General features: G+C 54.8%; 29 protein-coding genes and 1 tRNA gene. All 30 read left to right on the forward strand.

The window, feature by feature from the left end; all coding sequences use genetic code 11:
• Positions 1-11: 11 nt before the first annotated feature.
• The 30 genes from tuf (at position 12) to rplX (ending at position 26497) form a co-directional block, all read left to right on the forward strand.
• The gene (gene tuf, locus D3Y59_RS16060; protein ID WP_119445973.1) at positions 12-1199 is read left to right on the forward strand and encodes an elongation factor Tu; all 1188 of its coding nucleotides are present in this window, start codon (positions 12-14) and stop codon (positions 1197-1199) included.
• 118 nt (positions 1200-1317) lie between these two features.
• Positions 1318-1388 (forward strand) — tRNA-Trp (locus tag D3Y59_RS16065).
• A 70-nt stretch (positions 1389-1458) separates the two neighbouring features.
• Entirely contained in the window at positions 1459-1653 is a 195-nt protein-coding gene (secE, locus tag D3Y59_RS16070; protein ID WP_059072151.1) for a preprotein translocase subunit SecE, read from the forward strand.
• Between the two features lie 25 nt (positions 1654-1678).
• Positions 1679-2239: a transcription termination/antitermination protein NusG gene (gene nusG, locus D3Y59_RS16075; protein ID WP_119445974.1), complete on the forward strand. Its 561-nt coding sequence runs from the start codon at positions 1679-1681 to the stop codon at positions 2237-2239.
• A 115-nt stretch (positions 2240-2354) separates the two neighbouring features.
• Positions 2355-2798 (forward strand): 50S ribosomal protein L11, encoded by a 444-nt coding sequence (gene rplK, locus D3Y59_RS16080; RefSeq protein ID WP_059072153.1) that lies wholly within the window; start codon positions 2355-2357, stop codon positions 2796-2798.
• A gap of 12 nt (positions 2799-2810) precedes the next feature.
• A complete protein-coding gene (gene rplA / locus D3Y59_RS16085; RefSeq protein WP_119445975.1) occupies positions 2811-3509 on the forward strand; it encodes a 50S ribosomal protein L1 in 699 nt (232 codons plus the stop codon).
• A 15-nt stretch (positions 3510-3524) separates the two neighbouring features.
• Entirely contained in the window at positions 3525-4079 is a 555-nt protein-coding gene (gene rplJ / locus D3Y59_RS16090) for a 50S ribosomal protein L10 (RefSeq protein ID WP_119445976.1), read from the forward strand.
• 63 nt (positions 4080-4142) lie between these two features.
• On the forward strand, positions 4143-4523 hold the full coding sequence (rplL, locus tag D3Y59_RS16095; protein WP_119445977.1) for a 50S ribosomal protein L7/L12: 381 nt from the start codon (positions 4143-4145) through the stop codon (positions 4521-4523).
• 345 nt (positions 4524-4868) lie between these two features.
• The gene (gene rpoB / locus D3Y59_RS16100) at positions 4869-8753 is read left to right on the forward strand and encodes a DNA-directed RNA polymerase subunit beta (RefSeq protein ID WP_119445978.1); all 3885 of its coding nucleotides are present in this window, start codon (positions 4869-4871) and stop codon (positions 8751-8753) included.
• Between the two features lie 395 nt (positions 8754-9148).
• Positions 9149-13492 carry a DNA-directed RNA polymerase subunit beta' gene (gene rpoC, locus D3Y59_RS16105; RefSeq protein WP_119445979.1) on the forward strand — a complete coding sequence of 1448 codons (4344 nt, stop codon included), beginning with the start codon at positions 9149-9151 and terminating at the stop codon, positions 13490-13492.
• Positions 13493-13758: 266 nt separating this feature from the next.
• Positions 13759-14091 carry a DUF3467 domain-containing protein gene (locus D3Y59_RS16110; RefSeq protein WP_119445980.1) on the forward strand — a complete coding sequence of 111 codons (333 nt, stop codon included), beginning with the start codon at positions 13759-13761 and terminating at the stop codon, positions 14089-14091.
• A 73-nt stretch (positions 14092-14164) separates the two neighbouring features.
• The gene (locus D3Y59_RS16115; RefSeq protein WP_119445981.1) at positions 14165-14908 is read left to right on the forward strand and encodes a class I SAM-dependent methyltransferase; all 744 of its coding nucleotides are present in this window, start codon (positions 14165-14167) and stop codon (positions 14906-14908) included.
• A 98-nt stretch (positions 14909-15006) separates the two neighbouring features.
• Entirely contained in the window at positions 15007-15255 is a 249-nt protein-coding gene (locus D3Y59_RS16120; protein WP_119445982.1) for a hypothetical protein, read from the forward strand.
• Between the two features lie 225 nt (positions 15256-15480).
• Complete coding sequence (gene rpsL / locus D3Y59_RS16125) at positions 15481-15897, forward strand: 30S ribosomal protein S12 (RefSeq protein WP_059072162.1); 417 nt, start codon at positions 15481-15483, stop codon at positions 15895-15897.
• 105 nt (positions 15898-16002) lie between these two features.
• Positions 16003-16470 carry a 30S ribosomal protein S7 gene (gene rpsG / locus D3Y59_RS16130; RefSeq protein WP_059072163.1) on the forward strand — a complete coding sequence of 156 codons (468 nt, stop codon included), beginning with the start codon at positions 16003-16005 and terminating at the stop codon, positions 16468-16470.
• 98 nt (positions 16471-16568) lie between these two features.
• Positions 16569-18704, forward strand: coding sequence for an elongation factor G (gene fusA, locus D3Y59_RS16135; protein ID WP_119445983.1), 2136 nt, complete (start codon positions 16569-16571; stop codon positions 18702-18704).
• 24 nt (positions 18705-18728) lie between these two features.
• Positions 18729-19034 carry a 30S ribosomal protein S10 gene (rpsJ, locus tag D3Y59_RS16140; protein ID WP_059072165.1) on the forward strand — a complete coding sequence of 102 codons (306 nt, stop codon included), beginning with the start codon at positions 18729-18731 and terminating at the stop codon, positions 19032-19034.
• Positions 19035-19207: 173 nt separating this feature from the next.
• Complete coding sequence (locus D3Y59_RS16145; RefSeq protein ID WP_162910847.1) at positions 19208-20512, forward strand: O-antigen ligase family protein; 1305 nt, start codon at positions 19208-19210, stop codon at positions 20510-20512.
• Positions 20513-20774: 262 nt separating this feature from the next.
• Positions 20775-21395, forward strand: coding sequence for a 50S ribosomal protein L3 (gene rplC / locus D3Y59_RS16150; RefSeq protein ID WP_119445985.1), 621 nt, complete (start codon positions 20775-20777; stop codon positions 21393-21395).
• A gap of 5 nt (positions 21396-21400) precedes the next feature.
• Positions 21401-22039 carry a 50S ribosomal protein L4 gene (rplD, locus tag D3Y59_RS16155; RefSeq protein WP_119445986.1) on the forward strand — a complete coding sequence of 213 codons (639 nt, stop codon included), beginning with the start codon at positions 21401-21403 and terminating at the stop codon, positions 22037-22039.
• Positions 22039-22326: a 50S ribosomal protein L23 gene (gene rplW / locus D3Y59_RS16160; protein WP_119445987.1), complete on the forward strand. Its 288-nt coding sequence runs from the start codon at positions 22039-22041 to the stop codon at positions 22324-22326. Before rplD ends, rplW begins: the two co-directional genes overlap by 1 nt.
• Positions 22327-22377: 51 nt before the next feature.
• The gene (gene rplB / locus D3Y59_RS16165) at positions 22378-23205 is read left to right on the forward strand and encodes a 50S ribosomal protein L2 (RefSeq protein ID WP_119445988.1); all 828 of its coding nucleotides are present in this window, start codon (positions 22378-22380) and stop codon (positions 23203-23205) included.
• The gene (rpsS, locus tag D3Y59_RS16170) at positions 23205-23483 is read left to right on the forward strand and encodes a 30S ribosomal protein S19 (RefSeq protein WP_059072171.1); all 279 of its coding nucleotides are present in this window, start codon (positions 23205-23207) and stop codon (positions 23481-23483) included. The genes rplB and rpsS overlap by 1 nt, the downstream gene beginning before the upstream one ends.
• 3 nt (positions 23484-23486) lie before the next feature.
• On the forward strand, positions 23487-23984 hold the full coding sequence (gene rplV, locus D3Y59_RS16175; protein WP_119445989.1) for a 50S ribosomal protein L22: 498 nt from the start codon (positions 23487-23489) through the stop codon (positions 23982-23984).
• A 5-nt stretch (positions 23985-23989) separates the two neighbouring features.
• Positions 23990-24883 carry a 30S ribosomal protein S3 gene (gene rpsC, locus D3Y59_RS16180; protein ID WP_119445990.1) on the forward strand — a complete coding sequence of 298 codons (894 nt, stop codon included), beginning with the start codon at positions 23990-23992 and terminating at the stop codon, positions 24881-24883.
• A gap of 37 nt (positions 24884-24920) precedes the next feature.
• The gene (gene rplP / locus D3Y59_RS16185; RefSeq protein ID WP_059072174.1) at positions 24921-25343 is read left to right on the forward strand and encodes a 50S ribosomal protein L16; all 423 of its coding nucleotides are present in this window, start codon (positions 24921-24923) and stop codon (positions 25341-25343) included.
• A 5-nt stretch (positions 25344-25348) separates the two neighbouring features.
• Entirely contained in the window at positions 25349-25549 is a 201-nt protein-coding gene (rpmC, locus tag D3Y59_RS16190; protein ID WP_119445991.1) for a 50S ribosomal protein L29, read from the forward strand.
• Positions 25550-25565: 16 nt separating this feature from the next.
• Positions 25566-25856, forward strand: a complete 291-nt coding sequence (rpsQ, locus tag D3Y59_RS16195; RefSeq protein WP_059072176.1) for a 30S ribosomal protein S17 — start codon at positions 25566-25568, stop codon at positions 25854-25856.
• Between the two features lies 1 nt (position 25857).
• Positions 25858-26226 carry a 50S ribosomal protein L14 gene (rplN, locus tag D3Y59_RS16200; protein ID WP_059072177.1) on the forward strand — a complete coding sequence of 123 codons (369 nt, stop codon included), beginning with the start codon at positions 25858-25860 and terminating at the stop codon, positions 26224-26226.
• 4 nt (positions 26227-26230) lie between these two features.
• A complete protein-coding gene (gene rplX, locus D3Y59_RS16205) occupies positions 26231-26497 on the forward strand; it encodes a 50S ribosomal protein L24 (protein ID WP_119445992.1) in 267 nt (88 codons plus the stop codon).
• Positions 26498-26506 lie beyond the last annotated feature (9 nt).

The following is a 26506-nucleotide window of genomic DNA, read 5'->3' on the forward strand; positions in this document are numbered from 1 at the left end:
ATCTCCTTACAATGGCTAAAGAAAGTTTTGACCGGTCCAAGCCGCACGTAAACATCGGCACGATCGGTCACGTGGACCACGGCAAAACGACCCTGACCGCCGCCATCACCACCGTGCTGGCAAACAAAGGTCTGGCTGCTAAGCGTGACTTCTCCTCGATCGACAACGCTCCTGAGGAAAAAGAGCGCGGTATTACCATCAACACCGCTCACGTAGAGTACGCTACCGCCAACCGTCACTACGCTCACGTTGACTGCCCCGGTCACGCTGACTACGTGAAGAACATGGTAACCGGTGCTGCTCAGATGGACGGCGCTATCCTCGTGGTAGCTGCTACCGACGGCCCGATGCCCCAGACCCGCGAACACATCCTGCTGGCTCGCCAGGTAGGTGTACCGCAGCTGGTTGTGTTCATGAACAAAGTGGACATGGTTGACGACCCCGAGCTGCTCGAACTCGTTGAGATGGAAATCCGCGAGCTGCTCTCGTTCTACGACTTCGACGGTGACAACATCCCGGTTATTCAAGGTTCGGCCCTAGGTGGTCTGAACGGCGATGCCAAGTGGGTAGGCACCATCGAGGCTCTGATGGATGCTGTTGACAACTTCATTCCGATTCCTCCGCGTCTGACCGACCAGCCCTTCCTGATGCCGGTAGAAGACGTATTCTCGATCACGGGTCGTGGCACCGTTGCTACCGGTCGTATCGAGCGCGGCGTAATCAACTCGGGTGAGGCAGTTGAAATCCTCGGCATGGGTGCTGAGAACCTCAAGTCGGTAGTAACCGGTGTTGAGATGTTCCGCAAGATCCTTGACCGTGGCGAAGCTGGCGACAACGTAGGTCTGCTGCTCCGTGGTATTGAAAAAGAAGCCATCCGTCGTGGTATGGTTATCTGCAAACCCGGCTCGGTAACTCCCCACAAAAAGTTCAAGGCTGAAGTTTACGTACTGTCGAAGGAAGAAGGTGGCCGTCACACGCCGTTCTTCAACAACTACCGTCCGCAGTTCTACTTCCGTACCACCGACGTTACCGGTATCATCTCGCTGGCTGAAGGCGTTGAGATGGTAATGCCCGGCGACAACGTAACTATCACGGTTGAGCTGATCAACTCGGTAGCTATGGAAAAAGGTCTCCGTTTCGCTATCCGCGAAGGTGGCCGTACGGTAGGTGCCGGTCAGGTAACCGAAATCCTCGACTAATCGTCGAAAGATCAATGCAATCCGCCCGCGAAAATTTCGCGGGCGGATTTGTTTTGTCTGGAACCTTCACTACATTTGCACTCCCATTCAGAGCATCCGGCCCTGATCGGGTAAATACACGGGCGTAGTTCAAGGGTAGAATAGAGGTCTCCAAAACCTTTGATGGGAGTTCGAATCTCTCCGCCCGTGCTGATTAAAACCAGAAGCCGGCCGCTGCTGAAGCGGCCGGCTTTGCCTTACCGCCAACCGGCCACCCAACATGGATAAGTTGTCGAAATACTTCCGCGATACCGTCGAGGAGATGCGTTACAAAGTAACGTGGCCTTCTTTTGACGAGCTGCAGAAGAGCGCCGGTTTGGTGCTCATCGGCTCCATTGTGTTTGCCATCGTGGTTGGTCTGATGGATGTGACCTTCGAGTCGTTGCTGAAGGCGTTCTACAACTCGTTCCGCTAAGTCTCACTATTTTTCAACAGTTAAAATGGGAGAGTTGAAGTGGTACGTGGTTCGCTCGGTAAGCGGCCAAGAAAAGAAAGCCAAGCAATACCTCGAAACGGAAATTCACCGCCACGGCCTGGATGAGCTGGTGCCTCAGGTACTGATTCCGGCTGAAAAAGTTTACGAGATGCGCAATGGCAAGAAGCGGGTGCGTGAGCGTAGCTTCTTTCCGGGGTACATCCTGATTCATGCAGATCTTTCGCATGGTGAGGTAGACCATATTATCACCACGACTCCAGGTGTACTGGGTTTCCTGAGTGATAAGGAGGGTAAAACTGCCAATGCCAAGCCAGTACCGCTGCGCATGAGTGAGGTAAACCGCATCCTAGGTATCGTTGACGAAACGGAAGAGCAGCCCGCCGCGCTGGAAGTGCCTTTCGTTGTAAACGAAACAGTGAAGGTGATTGATGGTCCGTTCAACGGCTTTTCGGGTACTGTGAATGAAGTATTCGAGGAACGCAAGAAGCTGAACGTCATCGTGAAGATTTTCGGCCGTGCTCAGCCAGTAGAACTGAGCTACACCCAGGTCGAGAAGGAACAATAAGAACTGTTACAGTTGGGCCATTGGTCGTTCGCTCCGGACCGCTGGCCGCTTCCATATAGGAGCATTTTTCACAACGGCAGTGGGCGCCACCCGCTGTCGAAGTTCAACAAACCAAATGGCCAAGGAAATCAAAGGTTACCTGAAGCTTCAGGTAAAGGGAGGCGCGGCTAACCCCGCCCCGCCGATTGGACCTGCACTTGGTTCGAAGGGCTTGAACATCATGGAGTTTTGCAAGCAGTTTAATGCTCGCACCCAGGATAAAGCCGGTCAAGTGTTACCTGTTCTCATCACCATGTACACCGACAAGTCGTTTGACTTTGTGGTGAAGACGCCGCCTGCGCCGATCCTGCTCATGGAAGCAGCGAAGATTCAGAGCGGGTCGAAAGAGCCGAACCGTAACAAGGTTGGCTCGGTGACCTGGGATCAAGTCCGCCAAATCGCCGAAACGAAAATGCCCGACTTGAACGCCTTCAAGATCGAGTCGGCCATGAAGCTCGTAGCTGGCACCGCTCGCAGCATGGGCCTCACCATCACGGGTGAAAACCCCCTCACCAAGTAATTAGGAGAGACCATGGCAAAAGTGAGCAAAAAGCGCAAGGAAGCCCTTGCCAAATTCGACCTGACGGAAGTACGGTCGCTGCAGGACGCTGCCAAAGTGGTGAAGGAAATTACCTACACCAAGTTTGACGCTTCCGTAGACATCGACGTACGTCTAGGTGTTGATCCGCGCAAAGCTGACCAGATGGTTCGCGGCGTGGCTACGCTGCCCCACGGCACGGGTAAAACCGTTCGTGTGTTGGCTCTCGTTACGCCCGATAAAGAAGCGGAAGCTACGGCTGCTGGCGCTGACTTCGTAGGTCTGGACGATTATATCTCCAAGATCGAAAAAGGCTGGACCGACATCGACGTAATCATCACCATGCCGGCTGTTATGGCTAAGGTAGGCCGTCTGGGCCGTGTGTTGGGTCCGCGTGGCCTGATGCCGAACCCTAAGTCAGGCACCGTAACCACGGACGTAGCCAAGGCTGTGCAGGAAGTGAAAGCTGGTAAGATCGACTTCAAAGTTGACAAAACCGGTATCATTCACACTTCTGTTGGTAAGGTGTCGTTCGACGAGCAACAGCTTGCCGAAAACGCTTTCGAACTGATCCAGACCTTGCAACGTCTGAAGCCTTCGTCGGCAAAAGGGACTTACATCAAGAGCATCACGCTCTCGAGCACGATGAGCCCCGGCGTACCGGTAGACACCGCTGTTACTTCCGCCAAATAAGCAATACGCCTGATCATGACGAAGGAAGAAAAATACGCCCTCGTAGATGAGTTGGCCGCTAAGTTCGGCGAGTACAGCTTCTTCTACATCACGGATGCTTCGGGCATGACCGTGGCCAAGATCAACGAATTCCGTCGCCTGTGCTTCAACCGCGGCATGGAGTTCAAGGTCTACAAAAACACGCTGATCCGCAAGGCGCTGGACCGTCTGTCGGCCGATACTTCGGCAATGGACGCCGCGCTGAAAGGTCAGTCGGGCATCCTGTTCTCGAGAGAGTCGGGCTCGGCTCCTGGTAAGCTACTGAAAGACTTTTACAAGTCGCAGAACTACGGCCGTGGCGTTGAGCCCAAGCCTGTTCTGAAAGGTGCTTACATCGACAGCGACGTGTTCGTAGGTGCTAACCAGCTTGAGACGCTGAGCACCATCAAAGGCAAGCAGGAACTCATCGGTGAAATCATCGGCCTGCTGCAGTCGCCTGCCAAAAACGTTATCGGTGCTCTGCAGAGTGGCGGCAACAAACTGGCTGGCATTCTCAAAACCCTTTCGGAAAAAGAAGAGGCCGCAGGCTAACCGCTGCTCTCTTTCTCACTTTCATTCATCGTTTTCAACAACACCCCTCTAATTTTTTGCAAAATGGCAGATCTGAAAGCATTTGCAGAGCAGCTTGTTAGCCTGACCGTTAAAGAAGTTAACGAACTGGCCACGATTCTGAAGGACGAGTACGGCATTGAGCCGGCTGCTGCTGCTCCCGTAATGGTAGCTGGCGGTGGCGCTGGTGCAGCTGCTGACGCTCCCGAGGAGAAGACTTCGTTCGACGTAATCCTGAAGTCGGGTGGTGCTCAGAAGCTGGCTGTAGTTAAGCTGGTAAAAGACCTGACCGGCCTGGGCCTGAAAGAAGCCAAAGAACTGGTTGACGGCGCTCCTAAGCCCCTGAAAGAAGGTGTTGCCAAGGACGAGGCTGAAGGCCTGAAGAAGCAACTGGAAGAAGCTGGTGCTGAAGTAGAGGTTAAGTAATTAACCCCTCCCAATCACCTGCTTTAACCGGACTGACTAGATAGAAACAGGATACGGTCTATTCCAATTGCCGCACCTGTTTCTCAGTCCGACAAGCATGGATTAGACCTGGCAACTAAGTCAGGTCTTTTCCTGTTTGTAGCCTGCAAACTTTGCTAATGGCCGTTTCTACGCTCTGGGAGCGTTTTTCGGCGAAACAGTAGCGCGAACCCACCACAGCTAAATGTTATCGAAGAACGTTTTTCTTGCCCCTGGGGTTGTTCTTCGATGCGTGAGTGGTTGGCTCGCGCTACTGGCATGGTTTGAAGATTCCATCCTCCCAGTGTCATTTTAATTCTTAACACGTTGGCTACACCCAAAGCAAAGGCTACGGCCGAGGAGCGGATCAATTTCGCCAAGATTAAGAAGGTAATCGAATACCCGGATTTCCTGGACGTGCAATTGCAGTCGTTCCGGGATTTCTTCCAGCTGGAGACAGCTGCGGAGAACCGTTCGAACGAGGGCCTGTTCAAAGTGTTTGCTGAGAACTTTCCCATTTCGGACTCGCGGGAAAACTTCGTCCTGGAGTTCATCGATTACCACGTTGATCCGCCGAAGTACTCCGTAGACGAATGCATTGACCGCGGCCTGACCTACTCGGTTCCGCTGAAGGCCAAGCTGCGTTTGCTCTGCAACGACGAAGACAACGAGGATTTCGAGACCATCGAGCAGGAAGTGTTCCTCGGGAACATTCCCTACATGACGGAGAAGGGCTCTTTCGTTATCAACGGTGCTGAGCGCGTAATCGTGTCGCAGCTGCACCGCTCGCCGGGCGTATTCTTCGCCCAGAGCAAGCACACCAACGGTACGAAGCTGTACTCGGCCCGTATTATTCCGTTCAAGGGTTCGTGGATTGAATTTGCCACGGACGTAAACAACGTGATGTATGCGTACATCGACCGGAAGAAGAAATTCCCGGTTACAACGCTGCTTCGCGCTATCGGCTACGGCACCGACAAAGACATTCTCGATTTGTTCGGCTTGTCGGAGGAGGTAAAGGCTGACAAAAAGACCCTGAAGAAAGTTGTTGGCCGCAAGCTGGCCGCCCGCGTGCTGCGCACCTGGACGGAAGACTTCGTGGACGAAGATACCGGTGAGGTAGTTTCGATTGACCGCAACGAGGTGCTGCTGGAGCGTGACTCGACCGTAGAGGACGAGGACATCGACACCATCGTGGACTCGGGCGTAAAGTCCATTATTCTGCACCGCGAAAACGTCAACATCGCCGACTTCGCTATTATCTACAACACTCTCCAGAAGGACAACTCCAACTCGGAGAAGGAAGCTGTAGAACAGATTTACCGCCAGCTCCGCAATACGGAAGCGCCTGACGAAGAAACTGCCCGTGACATTATTCAGAAGCTGTTCTTCTCGGATAAGCGCTACGACCTAGGTGATGTAGGCCGTTACCGCATCAACAAGAAGCTGGGCATCGACACGAACTGGGAAGCTCGCGTACTCACGAACGAGGACATCGTCCTCATCGTGAAGTATCTGATCGGCCTGATCAACTCGAAGGCTATCGTCGACGACATCGACCACTTGTCGAACCGTCGCGTGCGCACCGTAGGGGAACAGTTGTACGCCCAATTTGGCGTAGGTCTGGCCCGTATGGCCCGCACCATCAAGGAGCGCATGAACGTGCGCGACAACGAGGACTTCAAGCCCGTTGACCTGATCAACGCCCGTACGCTGTCGTCGGTTATCAATTCGTTCTTCGGCACGAACCAGCTTTCGCAGTTCATGGACCAGACGAACCCGCTGGCCGAGGTGACGCACAAGCGTCGCGTATCGGCCCTAGGTCCGGGAGGTCTGTCGCGCGAGCGGGCAGGTTTCGAAGTACGTGACGTTCACTACACCCACTACGGCCGTCTGTGCACCATCGAAACGCCGGAAGGACCGAACATCGGTCTGATTTCGTCGCTTTGCGTGCACGCTCGTGTAAACTCGATGGGCTTCATCGAGACGCCCTACCGCACCGTTGAGAACGGCAAGGTAGACGTAAGCGAGACGGTGAAATACCTAACCGCCGAGGAAGAAGACACCCACCACATCGCACAGGCCAACGCCCGCATCGACGACGAAGGCAACTTCTTGTCGGAGCGCGTGAAAGGCCGCTTTGAGGGCGACTTCCCGGTAGTTGAGCCGGCTGAGTACACGTACATGGACGTTGCGCCGAACCAAATCGTGTCGGTGGCTGCTTCGATGATTCCGTTCTTGGAGCACGATGACGCCAACCGCGCACTGATGGGCTCGAACATGCAACGCCAGGCTGTGCCGCTGCTAAAGCCGCAGGCGCCGATCGTTGGTACCGGCCTCGAAGGCCGCGTAGCAATCGACTCGCGTGCGCTGGTGGTAGCCGAAGGCGATGGTGTTATCGACTACGTTGACGCTAACAAGATCATCGTTAAGTACGATCTTACCCAAGAGGACATTCTGGTGAGCTTCGATGCTGAGCGTGTGACCTACGAGCTGATCAAGTTCCGTCGTACGAACCAGGACACTTGCTTGAACCTGACCCCGATCGTGAAGAAAGGGGAGCGGGTAGTGAAAGGCCAGCCGCTGTGCGAAGGCTACGCTACCGAAGCCGGTGAACTGGCCCTAGGTCGTAACATGCAAGTGGCGTTCATGCCGTGGCAGGGTTACAACTTCGAGGACGCCATCGTTATTTCGGAGAAGGTAGTTCGCGACGACATCTTCACCTCGATTCACATCGAAGAGTTTGAGCTGGAAGTACGCGAGACCAAGCGCGGCGAAGAAGAGCTAACGTCGGAAATTCCGAACGTGAGCGAAGAAGCCGTGCGCAACCTCGACGAAAACGGTATCATTCGCATTGGCGCCGAAGTGCGCGAAGGCGACATCCTGATCGGTAAGATTACGCCGAAGGGCGAAACCGACCCGACCCCGGAAGAGAAGCTGCTGCGTGCCATCTTCGGTGACAAAGCCGGCGACGTGAAGGATGCCTCGCTTAAGGCGCCGCCCTCACTGAACGGTGTGGTTATCGAGACGAAGCTGTTCTCGCGTCCGAAGAAGGACAAGAACCTACGTGCCAAGTCGAAGCGCGAAGTAGAGGAGCTGAAGGACCGCTACGCTGCTGAGTTGCGCGGTGTAAAGGCAGTTATGGTTGACAAACTGGTGCAGCTGCTCGAGGGCAAAACCTCGCAAGGCATTAAGCACAAGTTTGGCGATGAGCTGCTGGCCAAAGGGGCCAAATTCGGCAAGAAGAACATCACAGATGCTCTCTTCCCCGAGAAGAACCCCTACAAGGACGAAAGCAACTACGCTGTGCCGGAAGAGGTGAACCTGTTCAAGGACCTTATTCTGGAGAACTGGACTGCCGACGAGAAGACCAACGCGATGGTAGCTGAGCTGGTGAAGAATTACACCAAGCGCCGCAACATCGTAACGGCCCGCTTCAAGCGCGACCGGTTTACCCTGGAGGTAGGCGACGAGCTTCCGGCTGGTATCGTGCAGCTGGCTAAAGTGTACATCGCCAAGAAGCGCAAGCTGAAGGTGGGTGACAAGATGGCCGGTCGTCACGGTAACAAAGGTGTAGTAGCCCGCATCGTGCGCGATGAGGACATGCCTTTCTTGCCCGACGGCACCCCGATGGACATCGTGCTCAACCCCCTAGGTGTACCGAGCCGTATGAACATTGGTCAGATCTACGAGACGGTACTGGGCTGGGCCGGCCTGAAGCTGGGCCGCAAGTACTCGACGCCGATCTTCGACGGTGCTACGGAAGACGAGGTAGCACATGAGCTGACGGAAGCCGGCTTGCCGGACTGGGGCCGTGCTTACCTGCACGATGGTCTGACGGGTGACCGTTTCGACCAGCCCGTAACGGTAGGCGTAATTTACATGCTGAAGCTCGGTCACCTTGTCGACGACAAGATGCACGCCCGTTCGATCGGTCCGTACTCGCTCATTACGCAGCAGCCGCTGGGTGGCAAGGCGCAGTTCGGTGGTCAGCGCTTCGGTGAGATGGAAGTGTGGGCTCTGGAGGCCTTCGGCGCTTCGAACATCCTGCAGGAAATCCTGACGGTGAAGTCGGACGACGTGATTGGCCGTGCCAAAGCCTACGAAGCCATTGTAAAAGGCGACGTACTGCCCAAGCCGAATATTCCGGAATCATTCAACGTACTCATTCACGAGCTGCGTGGTCTGGCCCTGGAAATCACGCTGGACTAATTTAAAAAGCTGCTAACAAAATGGTTGTCGGTGCCTCGGTGCCGGCAACCATTTTGCGCATCCTGCCCTAGGTCGACTCGGCAGTTGATAAAGGCAGGAGCCTAGCCAGCGAAGACGGAGTACGAGCGGTTTCGCGATATGCTTTTCGGCGGTTGTTCCGAGATATGGTCAGGACAACATCAACAGGCCGAAAAGTCATCAACAAGCTGGTCGAGTGGAGCCGACGAGGCTCCGACCCAAACCCGATAAAATCTACTGCGCGGCGTACCTATCCGACCCGCAGAGCACTTTTACGTGAGTCGAGCTGTTGTGAGATTCTGTGGTGAAGTCGTTGGACTAAGCCCGGAGCCTCAGGGCAGTAAACAGCAACAAGCTAAAGCTTAAACACAAGCAACATGGCGTTTGCAAAAACGAAAAAGCTGGTTCAAGACTTCTCGAAAGTTACCATCTCGCTCGCCTCTCCCGAAGCTATTCTGGAGCGCTCGAACGGGGAAGTGGTGAAACCCGAGACGATCAACTACCGCACGTACAAGCCCGAAATGGGCGGCTTGTTCTGCGAGCGGATCTTCGGACCGGTAAAAGACTGGGAGTGCCACTGCGGCAAATACAAGCGCATTCGCTACAAGGGCATTATCTGCGACCGTTGCGGCGTGGAGGTGACCGAGAAGAAAGTGCGCCGCGAGCGGATGGGCCACATCGAACTGGTGGTACCCGTTGCGCACATCTGGTACTTCAAGTCGCTGCCCAACAAAATTGGTTATCTGCTGGGCCTGCCCACCAAGAAGCTCGACCAGATCATCTACTACGAGCGTTACGTGGTAGTGCAGCCGGGCTTGCTGGAAACGGAAGGCGTACAGCAACTCGACTTCCTGACGGAGGACGAATACCTGGACATCATCGACAAGCTCCCGCGCGAGAACCAGATGCTGCCCAACGAGGATCCGCAGAAGTTCATCGCCAAGATGGGCGCCGACGCGCTGTACATGCTGCTCGAGCGTCTGAACCTGGACGAGCTGAGCTACTCACTGCGTGACTCCGCCGCTCACGAGACTTCACAGCAGCGTAAGGCTGAGGCCTTGAAGCGTCTGCGTGTAGTAGAAGCGTTCCGCGAAGCCAACGGCCGCATCGAAAACCGCCCCGAGTGGATGGTAATTCGTATGGTGCCGGTGATTCCGCCGGAGCTGCGCCCGCTCGTGCCCCTGGACGGTGGCCGTTTTGCTACCTCCGACTTGAACGACCTGTACCGTCGCGTTATCATCCGCAACAACCGCCTTAAGCGCCTGATCGAGATCAAGGCTCCGGAGGTGATTCTGCGTAACGAGAAGCGCATGCTGCAAGAGGCTGTCGACTCGCTGTTCGACAACTCGCGTAAGGTAAATGCCGTGCGCGCCGAAGGCAACCGCGCCCTGAAGTCGCTGTCCGATATGCTGAAAGGCAAGCAGGGCCGCTTCCGTCAGAACCTGCTCGGTAAGCGCGTCGACTACTCGGGCCGTTCTGTTATCGTGGTAGGCCCCGAGCTGAAGCTGCACGAGTGCGGTCTGCCGAAGAACATGGCAGCCGAGCTGTTCAAGCCGTTCATCATTCGCAAGCTCATCGAGCGCGGCATCGTGAAGACGGTGAAGTCGGCTAAGAAGATCGTAGACCGCAAGGACGCTGTGGTATGGGACATCCTCGAGAACGTTCTCAAGGGCCACCCGGTGCTGCTGAACCGTGCTCCTACGCTTCACCGCCTAGGTATCCAGGCGTTCCAGCCGCGTCTCATCGAGGGCAAGGCTATTCAGCTGCACCCGCTGGTGTGTACCGCCTTCAACGCCGACTTTGACGGTGACCAGATGGCTGTGCACGTACCCCTAGGTCCGGCCGCTGTACTGGAAGCCTCGATGCTGATGCTGGCGTCGCATAACATCCTGAACCCGGCCAACGGCGCGCCCATCGCGGTACCGTCGCAGGACATGGTTCTGGGTTTGTACTACGTTACCAAAGGCAAGCGCACCACCGAAGAGGAAGTAGTTGTGGGCGAAGGCCGCACGTTCTACTCGGCTGAGGAGGTGGTAATTGCCATCAACGAAGGCCAGCTTTCGAAGCACGCCTACATTAAGGTGCGTACGAAGGTGCGCGACGAAGAAGACAATCTCGTGACGAAAGTTATCGAGACGGTTGCTGGTCGTGTGCTGTTCAACCTGCACGTACCCGAGGAAGTAGGCTTCGTAGATGAGCTGCTGACCAAGAAGAAGCTGCAGCAGATCATCTCGATGGTGTTCAAGCGTACGGGCATGGCCCGCACGGCGCAGTTCCTCGACGACATCAAGACGCTGGGCTTCCAGTCGGCTTACAAAGGTGGTCTGTCGATGGGCCTAGGTGATATCCAGATTCCGGTAGAGAAGGACCAACTGATTGCCCAGGCGCAGGCCGACGTGCAGGCAGTTACCCAGAACTACCAGATGGGTCTGATCACCGACAACGAGCGTTACAACCAGGTTATCGACATCTGGACGCGCATCAACAACCAGATCACCGAGACGCTGATGTCGCGCCTCGAGAAGGAGAAGCAAGGCTTCAACTCGATCTACATGATGATGCACTCGGGTGCTCGTGGTTCGCGCGAACAGATCCGTCAGCTCGGCGGTATGCGTGGTCTGATGGCCAAGCCCCAGAAGTCGCTGCAAGGTTCGGTTGGCGAGATTATCGAAAACCCGATTCTGTCTAACTTCAAAGAAGGCCTGGACGTAATCGAGTACTTTATCTCGACGCACGGTGCCCGTAAGGGTCTGGCTGACACCGCTCTGAAGACGGCTGACGCCGGCTACCTGACTCGTCGTCTGGTTGACGTATCGCAAGACGTTATCGTGAACGACGTTGACTGCGGCACGCTGCGTGGTATCGAAACCTTTGCTCTGAAGGACAACGAGGATATCGTGGAGCCGCTGGCCGAGCGTATCCTAGGTCGCGTAGCCGTTCACGACATCGTGGACCCGCTGACCGACGAGGTTATCCTGACTGCTGGCGACGAAATCACCGAAGAGGTTACCCGTCGTATCGACCAGACCAGCATCGAATCGGTGGAAATCCGTTCCGTACTGACCTGCGAAGCCAAGCGTGGTATTTGCGCCCGTTGCTACGGCCGTAACCTCTCGACTGGCCGCATGGTGCAGAAGGGCGAGGCCGTAGGTGTAATTGCTGCTCAGTCGATCGGTGAGCCTGGCACCCAGCTGACGCTGCGTACCTTCCACGTGGGTGGTACCGCCTCGAACATTGCGGTAGAAGCCAGCATCCGGGCCAAATTTGCCGGTGTAATTGAGTTCGAAGACGTGCGCACCGTTGATTCGGTGAATGCAGAAGGCGAACCGGTGAAAGTGGTGATGGGTCGCTCGGGCGAAGTACGTATCGTGGAGAAAGGCACCGGCAAGGTGTTTATCTCGAACCACGTACCGTACGGCTCGTTCCTGCTTGTCGAAGAAGGTCAGGAGGTTGAAAAGGGCCAAGAACTCAACAACTGGGACCCCTACAACGCTGTAATTCTGGCCGAATTCGATGGTGCCGTCAACTACGAGGGTATCAAAGAAGGCGTAACCTACCGTGAGGAGTCGGACGAACAGACCGGCTACCGTGAGAAAGTGGTTATCGAGTCGAAAGACAAGACCCTAGCTCCGGCGCTGGTTATCAAGGCCGGTAAGAAAGGCGGCGACGAGTCGCAGAAGGCTTACAACATCCCCGTAGGCTCGCACATCAACGTGGAGAACGGCGAGAAGATCAAGGCTGGTCACATTCTGGCTAAGATCCCGCGCGCCGTTGGCAAGACCCGCGACATTACCGGTGGTCTGCCCCGCGTTACCGAACTCTTCGAAGCCCGTAACCCGTCGAACCCGGCGGTGGTATCGGAAATCGACGGTGTGGTAACCTACGGTACGGTGAAGCGTGGTAACCGCGAAATCTTCGTCGAGTCGAAAGACGGCGTACGCAAGAAGTACATGGTGCCGCTGTCGAAGCACATTCTGGTGCAAGACAACGACTTCATCCGTGCCGGTGCGCCGCTGTCGGATGGTGCCATCACGCCGACGGATATCTTGAACATTCAGGGTCCCGGCGCCGTGCAAGAGTACCTCGTGAACGAGATTCAGGAAGTATACCGCTTGCAGGGTGTGAAAATCAACGACAAGCACATCGAGGTGGTAGTACGCCAGATGATGCAGAAGGTGGTTATCATGGATCCGGGCGACACGTCGTTCCTCGAGCACCAGACCGTGGACAAGATCACGTTCATGGAAGAAAACGATGCCATCATCGACATGAAGGTGGTAACGGACGAGGGTGACTCGACGATTCTGAAGCGCGGTCAGATCGTGACGGCTCGTAAGCTGCGCGACGAGAACTCCTCGCTGCGCCGCCGCGACCTGAAGCTGGTAGAAGTGCGCGACGCTTCGCCGGCCGTATCGCGCCCCACGCTGCAAGGCATCACGCAGGCCTCGCTGGGCACACAGTCGTTTATTTCGGCTGCTTCGTTCCAGGAAACGACCAAGGTGCTGTCGGAAGCTGCCATCCGTGGCAAGGCAGACGAACTTCTAGGTCTGAAGGAGAACGTAATCGTTGGTCACCTCATTCCGGCCGGTACCGGTTTGCGCGAGTACACGCGCATTCAGGTTGGCTCGACGGAGGATCCGGAGCCGGTTGCTGCCGCTCCGGCCGCCAGCGAAGCAAAGCCTCGCGCAAGCCGTAGCAAGCGCGAAGTATCGGCCGAGTAATTGGCTGAGTGAATAAGGAAGCCCGCCGGAAGCAATTTCGGCGGGCTTTTCTTTTGTAGCTTGCTTTTGCTAAACACGGCCTGTTGGCCGGCATAACGAAGCCGAAGCACAAATCGCAGCGGCAGTACGAGCACCTCATCCGTAAAAGCCTGGCCGTAATGCACGCGTATTTTTGCAGTTGCGGGCGCCGTTGCTCATATGCCCTAGGTGCTTAGGCCGATGCTAAGCATTAGCACCCATTAAAACTTCCTCATCCTGACCTTAACATGGCCCAACAACCACCCTCTGCGCCCGCATCTGAAGAACAACAAATCAACATTGAGCTGTCGGAGGAAATAGCCGAAGGCGAGTACGCCAATTTGGCCATGATAGCGCACTCGAGCAGCGAGTTCGTTATCGATTTCATCCGGCTGATGCCTGGCTTGCCTAAAGCCAAGGTGAAAGCCCGCATCGTTATTACGCCGGAGCACGCCAAACGCCTGCTATCGGCTTTGTCCGACAACATCGAACGGTACGAGCGAAGCTTTGGTACCATCAAAACCCAGGACGAAGCACCAGGCTTTCCGATGAACTTCGGCGGCACGATGGGCGAGGCGTAGCCCCTTGCTACTTTGCAAGCATTGCGCACCTAGGAGCCGCGGCATTGCCCGCGGCTCTTTCTATTTTCAGCCCATGGCTCCGCTCGACCGTTTCTCCGACCATGCTGCGCAGTATGCGCAGTTTCGCATTACTTATCCCGCCGAGCTTTATAGTTACCTGCTAGATAAAACCCTAGGTAGGAGCGCGGCTTGGGACTGCGGCACCGGCAATGGGCAAGTAGCAGCCGATTTAGCTGCCCATTTTGACCAGGTAGATGCGACCGATATCAGCCCGAAGCAGTTACAACAGGCCGCGCCGCGCGCCAACGTACACTACCGCATTAGTCCCGCCGAGCAAACACCGTTCGCCGACAACACCTTCGACCTAATTACCACGGCGCAAGCGCTGCACTGGTTTGATGCGGCTGCTTTTCACCGCGAAGCCCAACGGGTAGCCAAGCCGGGCGCCACCATTGCCGAGTGGGGATATGGCCTGGTGAAAACTGACGAACCGCTAGATGCGCTGATAAACCGTTTCTACACTGATATTGTAGGACCTTATTGGGACAAAAACCGGCGCCATATTGACGATGGTTTTGCACGTATCCCTTTCCCGTTTGCTGCAGTAGAGCACCGGCACTTCGAAGCGCGCCAGCTATGGTCCGCCGAACGCTTTCTGCAGTACCTACAAACCTGGAGCAGTGTGCACCTGTACCAAAAGCAGACAGGGGAGAACCCCGTTTATCAGATTGCACATTCCTTACGCCAATTATGGGGTGAAGACAAGAGAGAAGTATGCTTTCCAATTTTCTTGCGGGCAGGTGGAATCACCAAGTAGTAAACATGGTTACAAACCTTGAAACTCAATAAACCTGTTTACTAACCAAGCGGATGTGTCTAGTAGAAATGGGTTTTGAGTATCGAATCCTTTGCAAGTTGACCACCAAGCAGGCCAACAGCATCCTCTCCAAAGCCCCCAACCTCGACCATTGCGACGAGTTAGGTCTGCACGAATACCGAGGCACCGGCAGCCTGGCCAGCATACCCGACGCTGTGCTGCAGCGCGTCGAATACGGCCTTTACTTCTGCGACTACAGCCGCAGCCGCACTAGTCTTGAGGTGCTGGGCTACGTGCTCAGCCGTTGCGCTGATTTAGGGCCAGTGACACTGCAGGCTGCCGACTAGCTAAGCATTAGACCCGAACAATCACGGAAAAGCCCGCATGACCTCGTGCGGGCTTTCGTCATTCTTAAGCATAGGCAATTTTACCTGCAGCAAAGCCACTGATTATGAGCCGATGAATCATACCGTGTTAAGTTATAATCCTCGTTTGCTATTGTAAATCAGACTTTCTACCTTTGCCAGCCTAATTTTTTGGGAGAAGACCCTCCCGGACATAACGCTCAATAGATGCCAACCATCAACCAACTAGTGCGCAAAGGCCGCGAGAAGTTGACGACGAAATCCAAGTCGCCGGCTCTCGATTCCTGCCCGCAGCGCCGTGGTGTGTGCACGCGCGTGTACACCACCACGCCCAAGAAGCCGAACTCGGCCATGCGTAAAGTAGCTCGCGTGCGCCTGACCAACGGCAAAGAAGTTAACGCCTACATCCCGGGCGAAGGCCACAACCTGCAAGAGCACAGCATCGTGCTGATTCGCGGCGGTCGTGTGAAGGACCTTCCCGGTGTGCGTTACCACATCATTCGCGGTGCACTGGATACTGCCGGTGTAAACGGCCGTCTGCAGCGCCGCTCGAAGTACGGTGCCAAGCGTCCGAAGCCCGGTCAACCGGCTGCAGCAGCTGGCAAAGGCGGTAAGAAAAAGTAATCAGGTAGTAAAGGGCTGAAGCGCGGCCACGGGTCTGAGTAATACGTCAGCAGGCGTGTGAAGCTAGGCCGTAGACATGTCAGCCCCCGAAACTCCTCATATACCATGAGAAAAGCAAAACCGAAAAAGCGTATCCTCCTGCCGGACCCCAAGTTCGGTGAGACGCTGGTAACCCGTTTCGTAAATTACCTGATGTACGATGGCAAAAAGAGCCTGGCGTACAACATCTTTTACGATGCCCTGGAGCAAGTAGAAGCTCGCACCAAGGAGAACGGCCTCGAGCAGTGGCGCAAAGCCCTGAACAACGTGATGCCGACCGTGGAAGTTAAGAGCCGCCGCGTAGGTGGTGCTACTTTCCAGGTTCCTACGGAGGTTCGCCCCGACCGTCGCATCGCCGTTGGCTCGAAGTGGCTGATTCAATTCTCGCGTCGTCGAGGCGAGAAAACGATGAAAGACAAGCTGGCTGGCGAAATCATCGCTGCTGCTAAAGGTGAAGGTGCTGCCGTTAAGAAAAAAGACGACACCCACCGGATGGCTGAAGCCAACAAGGCCTTCTCGCACTTCCGATTCTAATTAGGAATTTAGGTGCTTGGGGACTTTCGGGCTGGAGTTGTTGTTGAGTAGCAATTCTAAGTCCTAGAGTCCCCAAGTTCCTAAGACCCCATACTGACATGGCCGTCAACGAAAACCTGAAGTATCTCCGTAACATCGGGATTATGGCGCACATCGACGCCGGTAAGACCACGACGTCGGAGCGCATTCTCTACTACACGGGTAAAACCCACAAAATCGGGGAAGTGCACGAAGGTGCCGCCACGATGGACTGGATGGAGCAGGAGCAGGAGCGTGGTATCACCATCACCTCGGCTGCCACTACTACCTTCTGGAATTACCCGACGGTGCAAGGCGAATCGACGCCTGAAACCAAGCAGTACAAAATCAACCTGATTGACACACCCGGCCACGTTGACTTCACCGTAGAGGTTGAACGTTCGCTGCGCGTGCTCGACGGTGCCGTTGCTCTGTTCTGCGCCGTATCGGGCGTAGAGCCGCAGTCGGAAACCGTATGGCGTCAGGCTGACAAATACAAGGTCCCGCGCATCTGCTTCGTCAACAAGATGGACCGCGCCGGTGCTGACTTTTTCAAGGCTGTATCGGAAATCAAGGAAAAGCTAGGCGCCAACCCCGTGCCGCTGCAGATTCCGATCGGTGCTGAAGACACCTTCAAGGGCGTAGTTGACCTGCTAACTGGCAAAGCCATCGTGTGGGACGACGCTACCCAAGGCAAAACTTACAAGGAAGTTCCGGTTCCAGAGGACCTCGTTGATACCGTACAGGAGTGGCGTGAGAAACTCGTAGAAAGCGTTGCTGAATACGACGACACCCTGATGGAGAAGTTCTTCGAGGATCCGGACAGCATCACCCGCGAGGAAATGATGGAGGTAATCCGCAAGGCGGTTATCGACATGAAGTTCTCGCCGGTAATGTGCGGCTCGGCCTTTAAAAACAAAGGTGTTCAAGCTATGCTTGACGCCGTTATGGCTTACTTGCCCTCGCCGCTCGACATGCCTGCTATCATCGGCACCAACCCCGATACGGGCGAGGAAGTTGAGCGTCACCCCGACAACGACGAGCCCTTTACGGCTCTGGCGTTCAAAATTGCTACCGACCCCTTCGTTGGTCGTCTGTGCTTCTTCCGCTGCTACTCTGGCCAGTTGGAGTCGGGTTCGTACGTGTTCAACAACCGTACGGGCAAGAAAGAGCGCATCTCGCGTCTGATGCAGATGCACTCCAACAAGCAGAACCCGATCGACAAAATTCAAGCTGGTGACATTGCCGCCGGTGTTGGTTTTAAAGACATCAAGACCGGTGATACGCTGACGGAAGAGAAAGACCGCCTCGTTCTAGAGTCGATGTCGTTCCCGGAGCCTGTAATCGGCTACGCTATCGAGCCTAAGACCCAGGCCGACGTAGACAAGATGGGTATGGCTATTGCCAAGCTCGTTGAAGAAGACCCCACGCTGACGGTATTCACCGACCCCGAAACGGGCCAGACGGTACTGCGCGGTATGGGTGAGCTTCACTTGGAAATCATCATCGACCGTATGCGTCGCGAGTTCAAGGTTGAAATCAACCAAGGTGCTCCGCAGGTAGCTTACAAAGAGATGATTACCAAGAAAATCGAGCACCGCGAAGTCTACAAGAAGCAGACGGGTGGTCGTGGTAAATTCGCTCACATCGAGTTTGAACTCGGTCCGAAAGAAACCGAGCCGGAGAAACCCGGTCTGGAATTCGTCAACGGTATCACCGGTGGTGTTATTCCGAAAGAATTCATCGCTCCGATCCAGAAGGGCTTCGAAGAAGCAATGAAGAGCGGCGTACTTGCCGGTTTCCCCCTGGATTCGATGCGTGTGAAGATCTACCATGGTTCGTACCACGATGTGGACTCGGACGCTTTGTCGTTCGAAATGGCTGCTCGCCTTGGCTACAAGGAAGCTGCTCCGCGTTGCGCTCCGAAACTGCTCGAGCCAATTATGGCTGTTGAGGTGGTATCGCCTGACGAGTACACGGGCCCGGTAACGGGTGACCTGAACCGTCGTCGCGGCATCATGAAAGGCATGGACACCAAAGCTGGTGCTCAGGTTATCAAGGCTGATGTTCCGCTGTCGGAACTGTTCGGCTACGTAACCGACTTGCGCACCATCTCGTCGGGCCGTGCTTCGGCTTCGCTGACCTTCTCGCACTACGAGCAGGTACCGCAGAACCTCGCCGAGGGCATCATCGCCAAAGTAAAAGGCGGTAAGTAATACTTGCTTTCACAAGCTGACATCATGAACCAGAAAATTCGCATCAAACTGAAGTCTTACGATCATAACCTCGTCGACAAGTCGTCGGAGAAGATCGTAAAGGCGGTGAAAGCAACGGGTGCCATCGTAAGCGGCCCGATTCCTTTGCCGACGGAAAAAGAGAAGTTCACCGTTCTCCGTTCGCCCCACGTGAACAAGAAGTCGCGTGAGCAATTTCAGCTCTGCACCTACAAGCGCCTCGTGGATATCTACTCGACTTCGTCGAAGACGGTAGATGCCCTAATGAAGCTCGAACTGCCGAGCGGCGTTGACGTAGAAATCAAAGTCTGAGTTATCCAGCTTAGCCAAAAAGCCCCACTAGCAGATGCTAGTGGGGCTTTTTGTTTTGGTCGCACTGAGCCTTAGCATTGGCTAACGGATCAAGGTGCGTCGCCTTGGGGTGAAGTGAAATAGGTATCTTGCGTATGTTCTGGCGTGCAGCCAGAGGCTTGCTTTCAACGTCTGTGAATATTTCTGCCGCTTCGCATACATCCGTCTGGGTATCTAAAGACCGTATTCAACTGGCCGCTGCTTTGAGCTGTGGCATGGTTATAACGGGTCTGTACACGATTCCCTTCTTTCGTGTACTAGCTAGCATTGGGCAGGCTTGTTTGGCCGTGTCAGCTATCCTGTATTTGCTTTCGCACAAGCAGGTTGGCCAACGCCAAAAGTGGAAACTGTACCTAGGCTTTGTGGTCATTTTCCTGATGCACTTTGGTGCTGGCCTCGTCACCAACCCGAACAACAGCAAGGAATACTGGCGAGATATTGTGCTGCAACTGCCTTTTCTTGTTCTGCCGCTAGCATTCTGGGTTCTCCCTCCACTGCCTGTGAGATACCTGAGTCGGCTGTACAAATTACTGCTAGGCTTGACTACATTCTCAGCGTTGGGGAGCACGGCGTACTACCTAGTGCATAGTGAGGTGATAAACGAGTTATACACCCGCTCCAAAGTAATGCCCACGGTGCCTGACCATATCCGGTTCAGCCTGCTCGTTGCTTTGTCAATTGCAGTAGGGGTTGTGCTACTCAATCGCGAAGCATTAAGGGGTTGGCGTAGGGGAGTGGTACTAGTAATAACTGTATTCTTAGCTGGCTACCTGCATTTGCTGGCGGTGCGGAGTGGCTTGTTGGCCCTCTACGTGCTAGGTGTAATTGCGATAGGGTATCAGTTGCGCCGAGGAGCGTGGAGCAAGGCGTTGGTGTTGGCAACGGCACTTGTAATACTACCCTTTGCAAGCTATTTCGCGTTGCCTACCTTTTACAACAAGTATCACAACACACGGGATGATGCAAGCAGAGTAGAGCAAACTCAATCCGCTAATAGTTATTCGTTAGTGGGTAGAGTGTACTCCTACCAAACAGCCTTACGTGTGTGGCGCGACAACCCAGTGATAGGCGTCGGAAAAGCAGATCTGCAAGATGAGATGTCGACTTATTACCGGCGGCACTTTCCTCAAATTGACGATGAGCACCATATTCAGCCGCACAACCAGTTTCTATTTTATCTGGTCTCGTTCGGCGGATTGGGGATGTTGTTATTCCTACTAGCTTTCTATTATCCCCTCTGGTGGTCGCGTAGCAGGCACGCTCCTTTGCTTATTTCACAGTACATTATCGTTACCCTGTCTTTTCTAGTCGAGCCTACCCTCGAAACTCAGACTGGTCTCACGTTTGCACTCTTTTTCTTGTTACTCCCACTTAGCAGTGCAGTTATCTGTGACCAAGAAGAAATCATAAAAAAAGGCCTCGAATGGAGGCCTGCCTAGGTGCAGGGTAGCTCTTGGGGCTTAGGCAGCGCCTCCTAGCAAATTACTGACCACTTTATAGGTCAGGTAGATGGAAGGACGATAACAGCAACAGCAAGGACAAGCAAAGTGGCTGACTTATAGTGCTAAGCAAATAGGCACTGGGTTTAAATTATTTCAAACCCAGTTGCAAATTTGTCTGCGCAATATTGTAGCTTTGCACTCCCTTTCCGAAAACGCTATTCGGGCGTTTTCACTGTGTCTTTTCATAAACCCCATTCGAATGCCTGGCATTATCGGTAAGAAAATCGGTATGACAAGCCTCTTCACTCCGGACGGTCGGAACGTGCCTTGCACGCTAATCCAAGCTGGCCCGTGCGTAGTGACGCAGGTGAAAACGCTCGAGGTTGACGGCTACACTGCTGTTCAGCTCGGCTACGGCGAGAAGAAGGCCAAGAACACCAACAAACCGTTGGCTGGCCATTTCGCTAAGGCGGGAGTTACCCCCCGCAAAAAACTCGTGGAGTTCCGTACTGACGACGTGGCTTCGTTCACGCTCGGCTCGGAGGTTAAAGCTGACTACTTCGCCGAAGGTGACTTCGTGGACGTAGTTGGCACCTCTAAAGGTAAGGGCTTCCAAGGTGTTGTAAAGCGCCACAACTTCGCCGGTGTTGGCGGCCAAACTCACGGCCAGCACAACCGCGGCCGTCACCCTGGTTCAATTGGTGCTTGCTCCTGGCCTTCGCGCGTGTTCAAAGGCATGCGTATGGCTGGCCGCATGGGCGGTGATCGGGTAAAAGTGCAAAACCTGAAGGTATTGCGCGTGATGAACGAGCAAAACCTCATTTTGGTGAGCGGCTCGGTACCCGGTGCTAAAAACGGTTACGTGATTCTGGAGAAATAGGCGCGATGGAACTCTCTGTATTGACGATCAAAGGCGAAGACACCGGCCGCAAGGTGACGCTGTCTGACGCTATTTTCGGCGTGGAGCCCAACGAGCACGCCATGTACCTCGACGTTAAGCTATACCTAGCCAATCAGCGCCAGGGCACGCACAAGTCGAAGGAGCGCGCTGAAATTGCCCGCACCACCAAAAAACTGAAGAAGCAGAAGGGTACCGGTGGTGCTCGTGCTGGTTCGATGAAGTCGCCGGTGTTCATTGGTGGTGGCCGCGTATTCGGTCCCAAGCCCCGTGACTACGGTTTCAAAGTGAACAAGAAAACCAAGCAGCTCGCTCGTTTGTCGGCGCTGTCGGTATTGGCTCGCGAAAACCGTTTGGCTCTGGTGGAGAATTTCTCCTTGGAAGGTCCCAAGACGAAAGACTTCGTGAACATCCTGACTGGTCTGAACTTGAACACGGGTAAGAAGACCCTACTTGTAACCGGTTCGGTTGATAAGAATGTGGTATTGTCAGCCCGTAACCTGCAGAAGGTAAAGGTTGCTGTTCCCACAGCCCTCAACACCCACGACTTGCTGAACACGGACACGCTGTTGCTGTCGGAAGCAGGTTTGGAGACGCTCACCCAACTTTATACGGCCGCTGAGTAATGAGCATCCTTAAGAAGCCCATCGTGACCGAGAAGGCAACGTCGCTAAATGAAAAAGGCCAATATGCCTTTGAAGTTGAGCGCACGGCCAACAAGGTTGAAATCAAAAAAGAAATCGAGAAGCTCTACGGTGTTACGGTAATAGGCATCAGCACTATCCGGACCCAGGGCAAACTCAAGTCGCGCTTCACCAAGACAGGTGCTGTTACCGGCCGTCGACCCAATGGCAAGAAGGCCATCGTAACGGTTAAGGAAGGCGACGTAATCGACTTCTACAGCGGCATCTAAGCCGGCTGGATTCCAGAAAGAGGCCCCTCGCTAGAGCATTTTCGCTATAAAATGGCACTCAAAAAACTAAGACCAACATCACCGGGTCAGCGCTTCCGCATCGCACCGGCTTTCGACGAGATTACGACGTCGACGCCGGAGAAGTCGCTGTTGGCACCCAAGAAAAAATCCGGTGGCCGGAATGATTCCGGAAAAATGACCAACCGTTACATCGGTGGTGGTCACAAACAGCAGTATCGTATCATCGATTTCAAGCGGAGCAAGCACAATGTGCCAGCTACCGTAAAAGAAATCGAATACGATCCGAACCGTACTGCTCGCATCGCTTTGATCAGCTACGCTGATGGCGAAAAGGCATACATCATCGCTCCGGCTGGCTTGCAGGTGGGCGCTACTGTAGTAGCTGGCCCTGGTGTATTGCCCGAACTGGGCAATGCTCTTCCGCTGCGCGACATGCCCCTAGGTACGATCGTTCACAACATCGAACTGATGCCCGGTGGCGGTGCTGTTCTGGCTCGTTCCGCTGGCACTTACGCTCAGCTTGTAGCCCGCGAAGACAAGTACGCCACCCTGAAGCTGCCCTCGGGTGAGATGCGCATGGTTCTCGTAACCTGCATGGCTACCGTAGGCACTGTGTCGAACGCCGACCACATGAATGTACGTCTCGGCAAAGCTGGCCGTCACCGTTGGTTGGGTTACCGTCCGCGTGTACGTGGTGTTGCAATGAACCCCGTTGACCACCCCATGGGTGGTGGCGAAGGTCGCTCGAGCGGTGGTCATCCGCGCAGCCGCAAAGGTCTGCTGGCTAAGGGTGCCAAGACTCGCAACAAGAACAAGTACTCTGAGAACCTCATCGTTTCGCGTAAAGGCAAGAAGTAATGGCACGTTCGCTTAAAAAAGGCCCGTACATCGACTTCCGCCTTGAGCGGAAGGTGCAGGTGATGGAGGAAAGCGGAAAGAAATCGGTGGTCAAGACCTGGTCGCGCCGCTCGATGATTTCGCCTGACTTCGTGGGGCACACCTTCGCCGTACACAACGGCAATAAGTTCATCCCGGTGTACGTGACCGAAAACATGGTAGGTCATAAGCTCGGTGAGTTTGCGCCCACGCGCAACTTCCGTGGCCACATCGCCAAGAAAGATAAAGGCAAGCGCTAAGACATGGAAGCAGTAGCCAAACTCCGTAACGTACCGACCTCGCCGCGCAAAATGCGCCTCGTGGCCGGGCTAGTACGCGGCAAAAGCGTTACCCGTGCCTTGGGCTTGTTGAAGTTCGAGGCAAACTCGGGCGCCGAGAAAATCGAGAAACTGCTTCTGTCGGCTCTGGCCAACTGGCAGCAGAAGAACGAAGACGAGCGCATCGAAGACGCAAACCTCTACATCAAAGAGATTTTTGTTGACGAAGGTCGCCAGCTGAAGCGCCTGCGCCCCGCTCCTCAGGGTCGTGGTCACCGCATTCGTAAGCGCAGCAACCACGTCACGATCATCATCGACTCGAAGGTGGAAGCCATTGGCAGCCGCCAGGGTCTGAAGGATGCTGCTTCTAAGCTGGAAACCACTCCAGACACCGCTGCACCGGCTGCCGAAGAAGCACCGAAGAAGACGCGTCGTTCGACCAAGAAAGCTGACACCCAAAACGCGGCTGACGCCACCGAATAATTACCATGGGACAGAAAGTTAATCCGGTTGGCCTCCGCCTGGGTATCGTTAAAGGCTGGGACTCGAACTGGTACGGCGGCAAAGATTTCGCCGACAAGCTGGTAGAGGACGAAAAGATCCGCAAATACATCTTGGCGCGCATCCCTAAGGGCGGCATCTCGAAGATTATCATCGAGCGCACCCTTAAGCGTATCACCATCACTATCAACACTGCTCGTCCGGGCGTCGTTATTGGTAAGGGTGGCCAAGAGGTCGATAAAATTAAGGATGAGCTGAAGCGTCTGACTAGCAAAGACGTTCAGATTAACATCTTCGAAATCAAGCGTCCGGAACTCGACGCCAAGCTGGTAGGCGAAAGCATCGCTCAGCAGCTGCAGGCTCGTATCTCGTTCCGCCGTGCGATGAAGCAAGCCATTCAGGGTGCACTACGTGTAGGCGCTGAAGGTATCAAGGTGCAGTGCGGTGGCCGCCTCGGCGGTGCTGAAATTGCCCGTTCAGAACAGTATAAGGAAGGCCGCACTCCGCTGCACACGCTCCGCGCTGATATCGACTATGCTCTGTCTGAAGCTCAGACTGTGTATGGCAAGATCGGCATCAAGGTGTGGATCATGCGCGGTGAGGTATTTGGTAAGCCCGATTTGTCGCCGAACCAGTTGCTAAGCCAGCAGCAGGGTGCTGCTGGCAACGACCGCAACGACCGTGGCCCGCGTGGTGAACGCGGCGAGCGTGGTGATCGTGGCGGCCGTGGTGGCGACCGTGGTGGCCGTGGAGGTGACCGTGGTCCGCGCAGCGGTGGTGATAACCGTGGTGGTTTTGGTGCCGGTAACAACCGTGGTGGCCAAGGCGGCGGTAATCGTGGCGGTCAAGGTGGCGGTGCAAACCGTGGCCCGCGTCGTTAGTCCTTCTTCCTTCCACTTCTTTTTCGAGAACTAAGACATGTTACAACCGAAAAGAACCAAGTATCGGAAGATGCAGAAGGGCCGCGTAAACGGCCTGGCATATCGAGGCAGCTCGCTAGACTTCGGTTCATTTGGCATTAAGTCGCTCGAGGCGGCTTGGATCACCGCACGCCAAATCGAGGCTGCTCGTATCGCTATGACCCGCGCTATGAAGCGTGAAGGTCAAGTGTGGATCCGCATCTTCCCGGACAAGCCAATTACTAAGAAGCCCGCTGAAGTACGTATGGGTAAGGGCAAAGGCTCTCCCGAGTACTGGGTAGCAATTGTGAAGCCCGGCACCATCCTGTTCGAATCGGATGGGGTTTCGCTGGAACTTGCGCAAGAATCACTGCGTTTGGCGGCTCAGAAGTTGCCGGTTCGAACCAAGTTTGTTGTTCGTCGCGACTACGTTGAGGCATAAGCAAAATGAAAAACGCTGAAATCCGTGCCCTTTCGATCGAGGATCTGAAAGAGCAAATCAACAAAGAGCAGTCGAACGCACAAACTCTGCGTTTCGCTCACGCTATCTCTCCGCTCGAAAACCCGACCCGTATCAAACAGGGTCGCCGGAACATCGCCCGCTTGCTCACCGAGCTGAAGCGTCGCGAAAATGAGCAAAACTCGTAGTCCCCGCTGATAAACAATGGCAAACAACGCAGAACAGCAGGGCGCCGCTACGGTAGAGCGTAACCTGCGCAAAGAGCGTATCGGCCGCGTGGTAAGCAACAAGATGGATAAAACCATCACCGTTGTGGTCGAAAGCAAAATGAAGCACCCGATTTACGGCAAGTTTGTGTCGAAGTCGACCAAGTTCGTAGCCCACGACGAAAACAACGAATGCGGCGAGGGCGATACGGTGCGCATCATGGAAACCCGTCCGCTGAGCAAGCGCAAGCGGTGGCGTCTGGTAGAAATCGTAGAGCGAGCCAAGTAAGATGATCCAGCAAGAATCCCGTCTGACGGTAGCCGATAATAGCGGCGCCAAAGAAGTACTCTGCATTCGTGTCCTAGGTGGTACGGGCAAGAAGTACGCTACGGTAGGTGACAAGATCGTCGTGGCCATCAAATCGGCTATTCCTTCTGGCAATGCCAAGAAGGGGGCCGTTTCGAAAGCTGTGGTGGTTCGTACGAAGAAAGAAGTACGCCGCAAAGACGGTTCGTACATCCGCTTCGACGACAATGCCGCCGTGTTGCTCAATAACAACGACGAGCCTCGCGGCACGCGTATCTTCGGCCCGGTGGCCCGCGAACTGCGTGAAAAGCAGTTCATGAAGATCGTTTCGCTGGCTCCTGAAGTTCTCTAAGCTAATGGCACTGAAAACCAAAGAAGCAAAGCCCGCGAAGCTGCACGTGAAAACCGGCGATACCGTACAGGTAATCGCCGGTGATGAGCGCGGCAAGACTGGTGTTATCAAGTCGGTAAACCGTCAAACGCAGCGCGTTATCATCGAAGGCTTGAACCTGGTGACAAAGCACAATAAGCCCAGCGCGAAAAATCCGCAGGGTGGCATCACCAAAATCGAGTCGCCGATTCACGTCAGCAATGTCAAGCTTGTTAGCTCGGCTAACGCTTAATCAAGTATC

This window comes from Hymenobacter oligotrophus (assembly GCF_003574965.1).
Lineage (GTDB): Bacteria > Bacteroidota > Bacteroidia > Cytophagales > Hymenobacteraceae > Solirubrum > Solirubrum oligotrophum.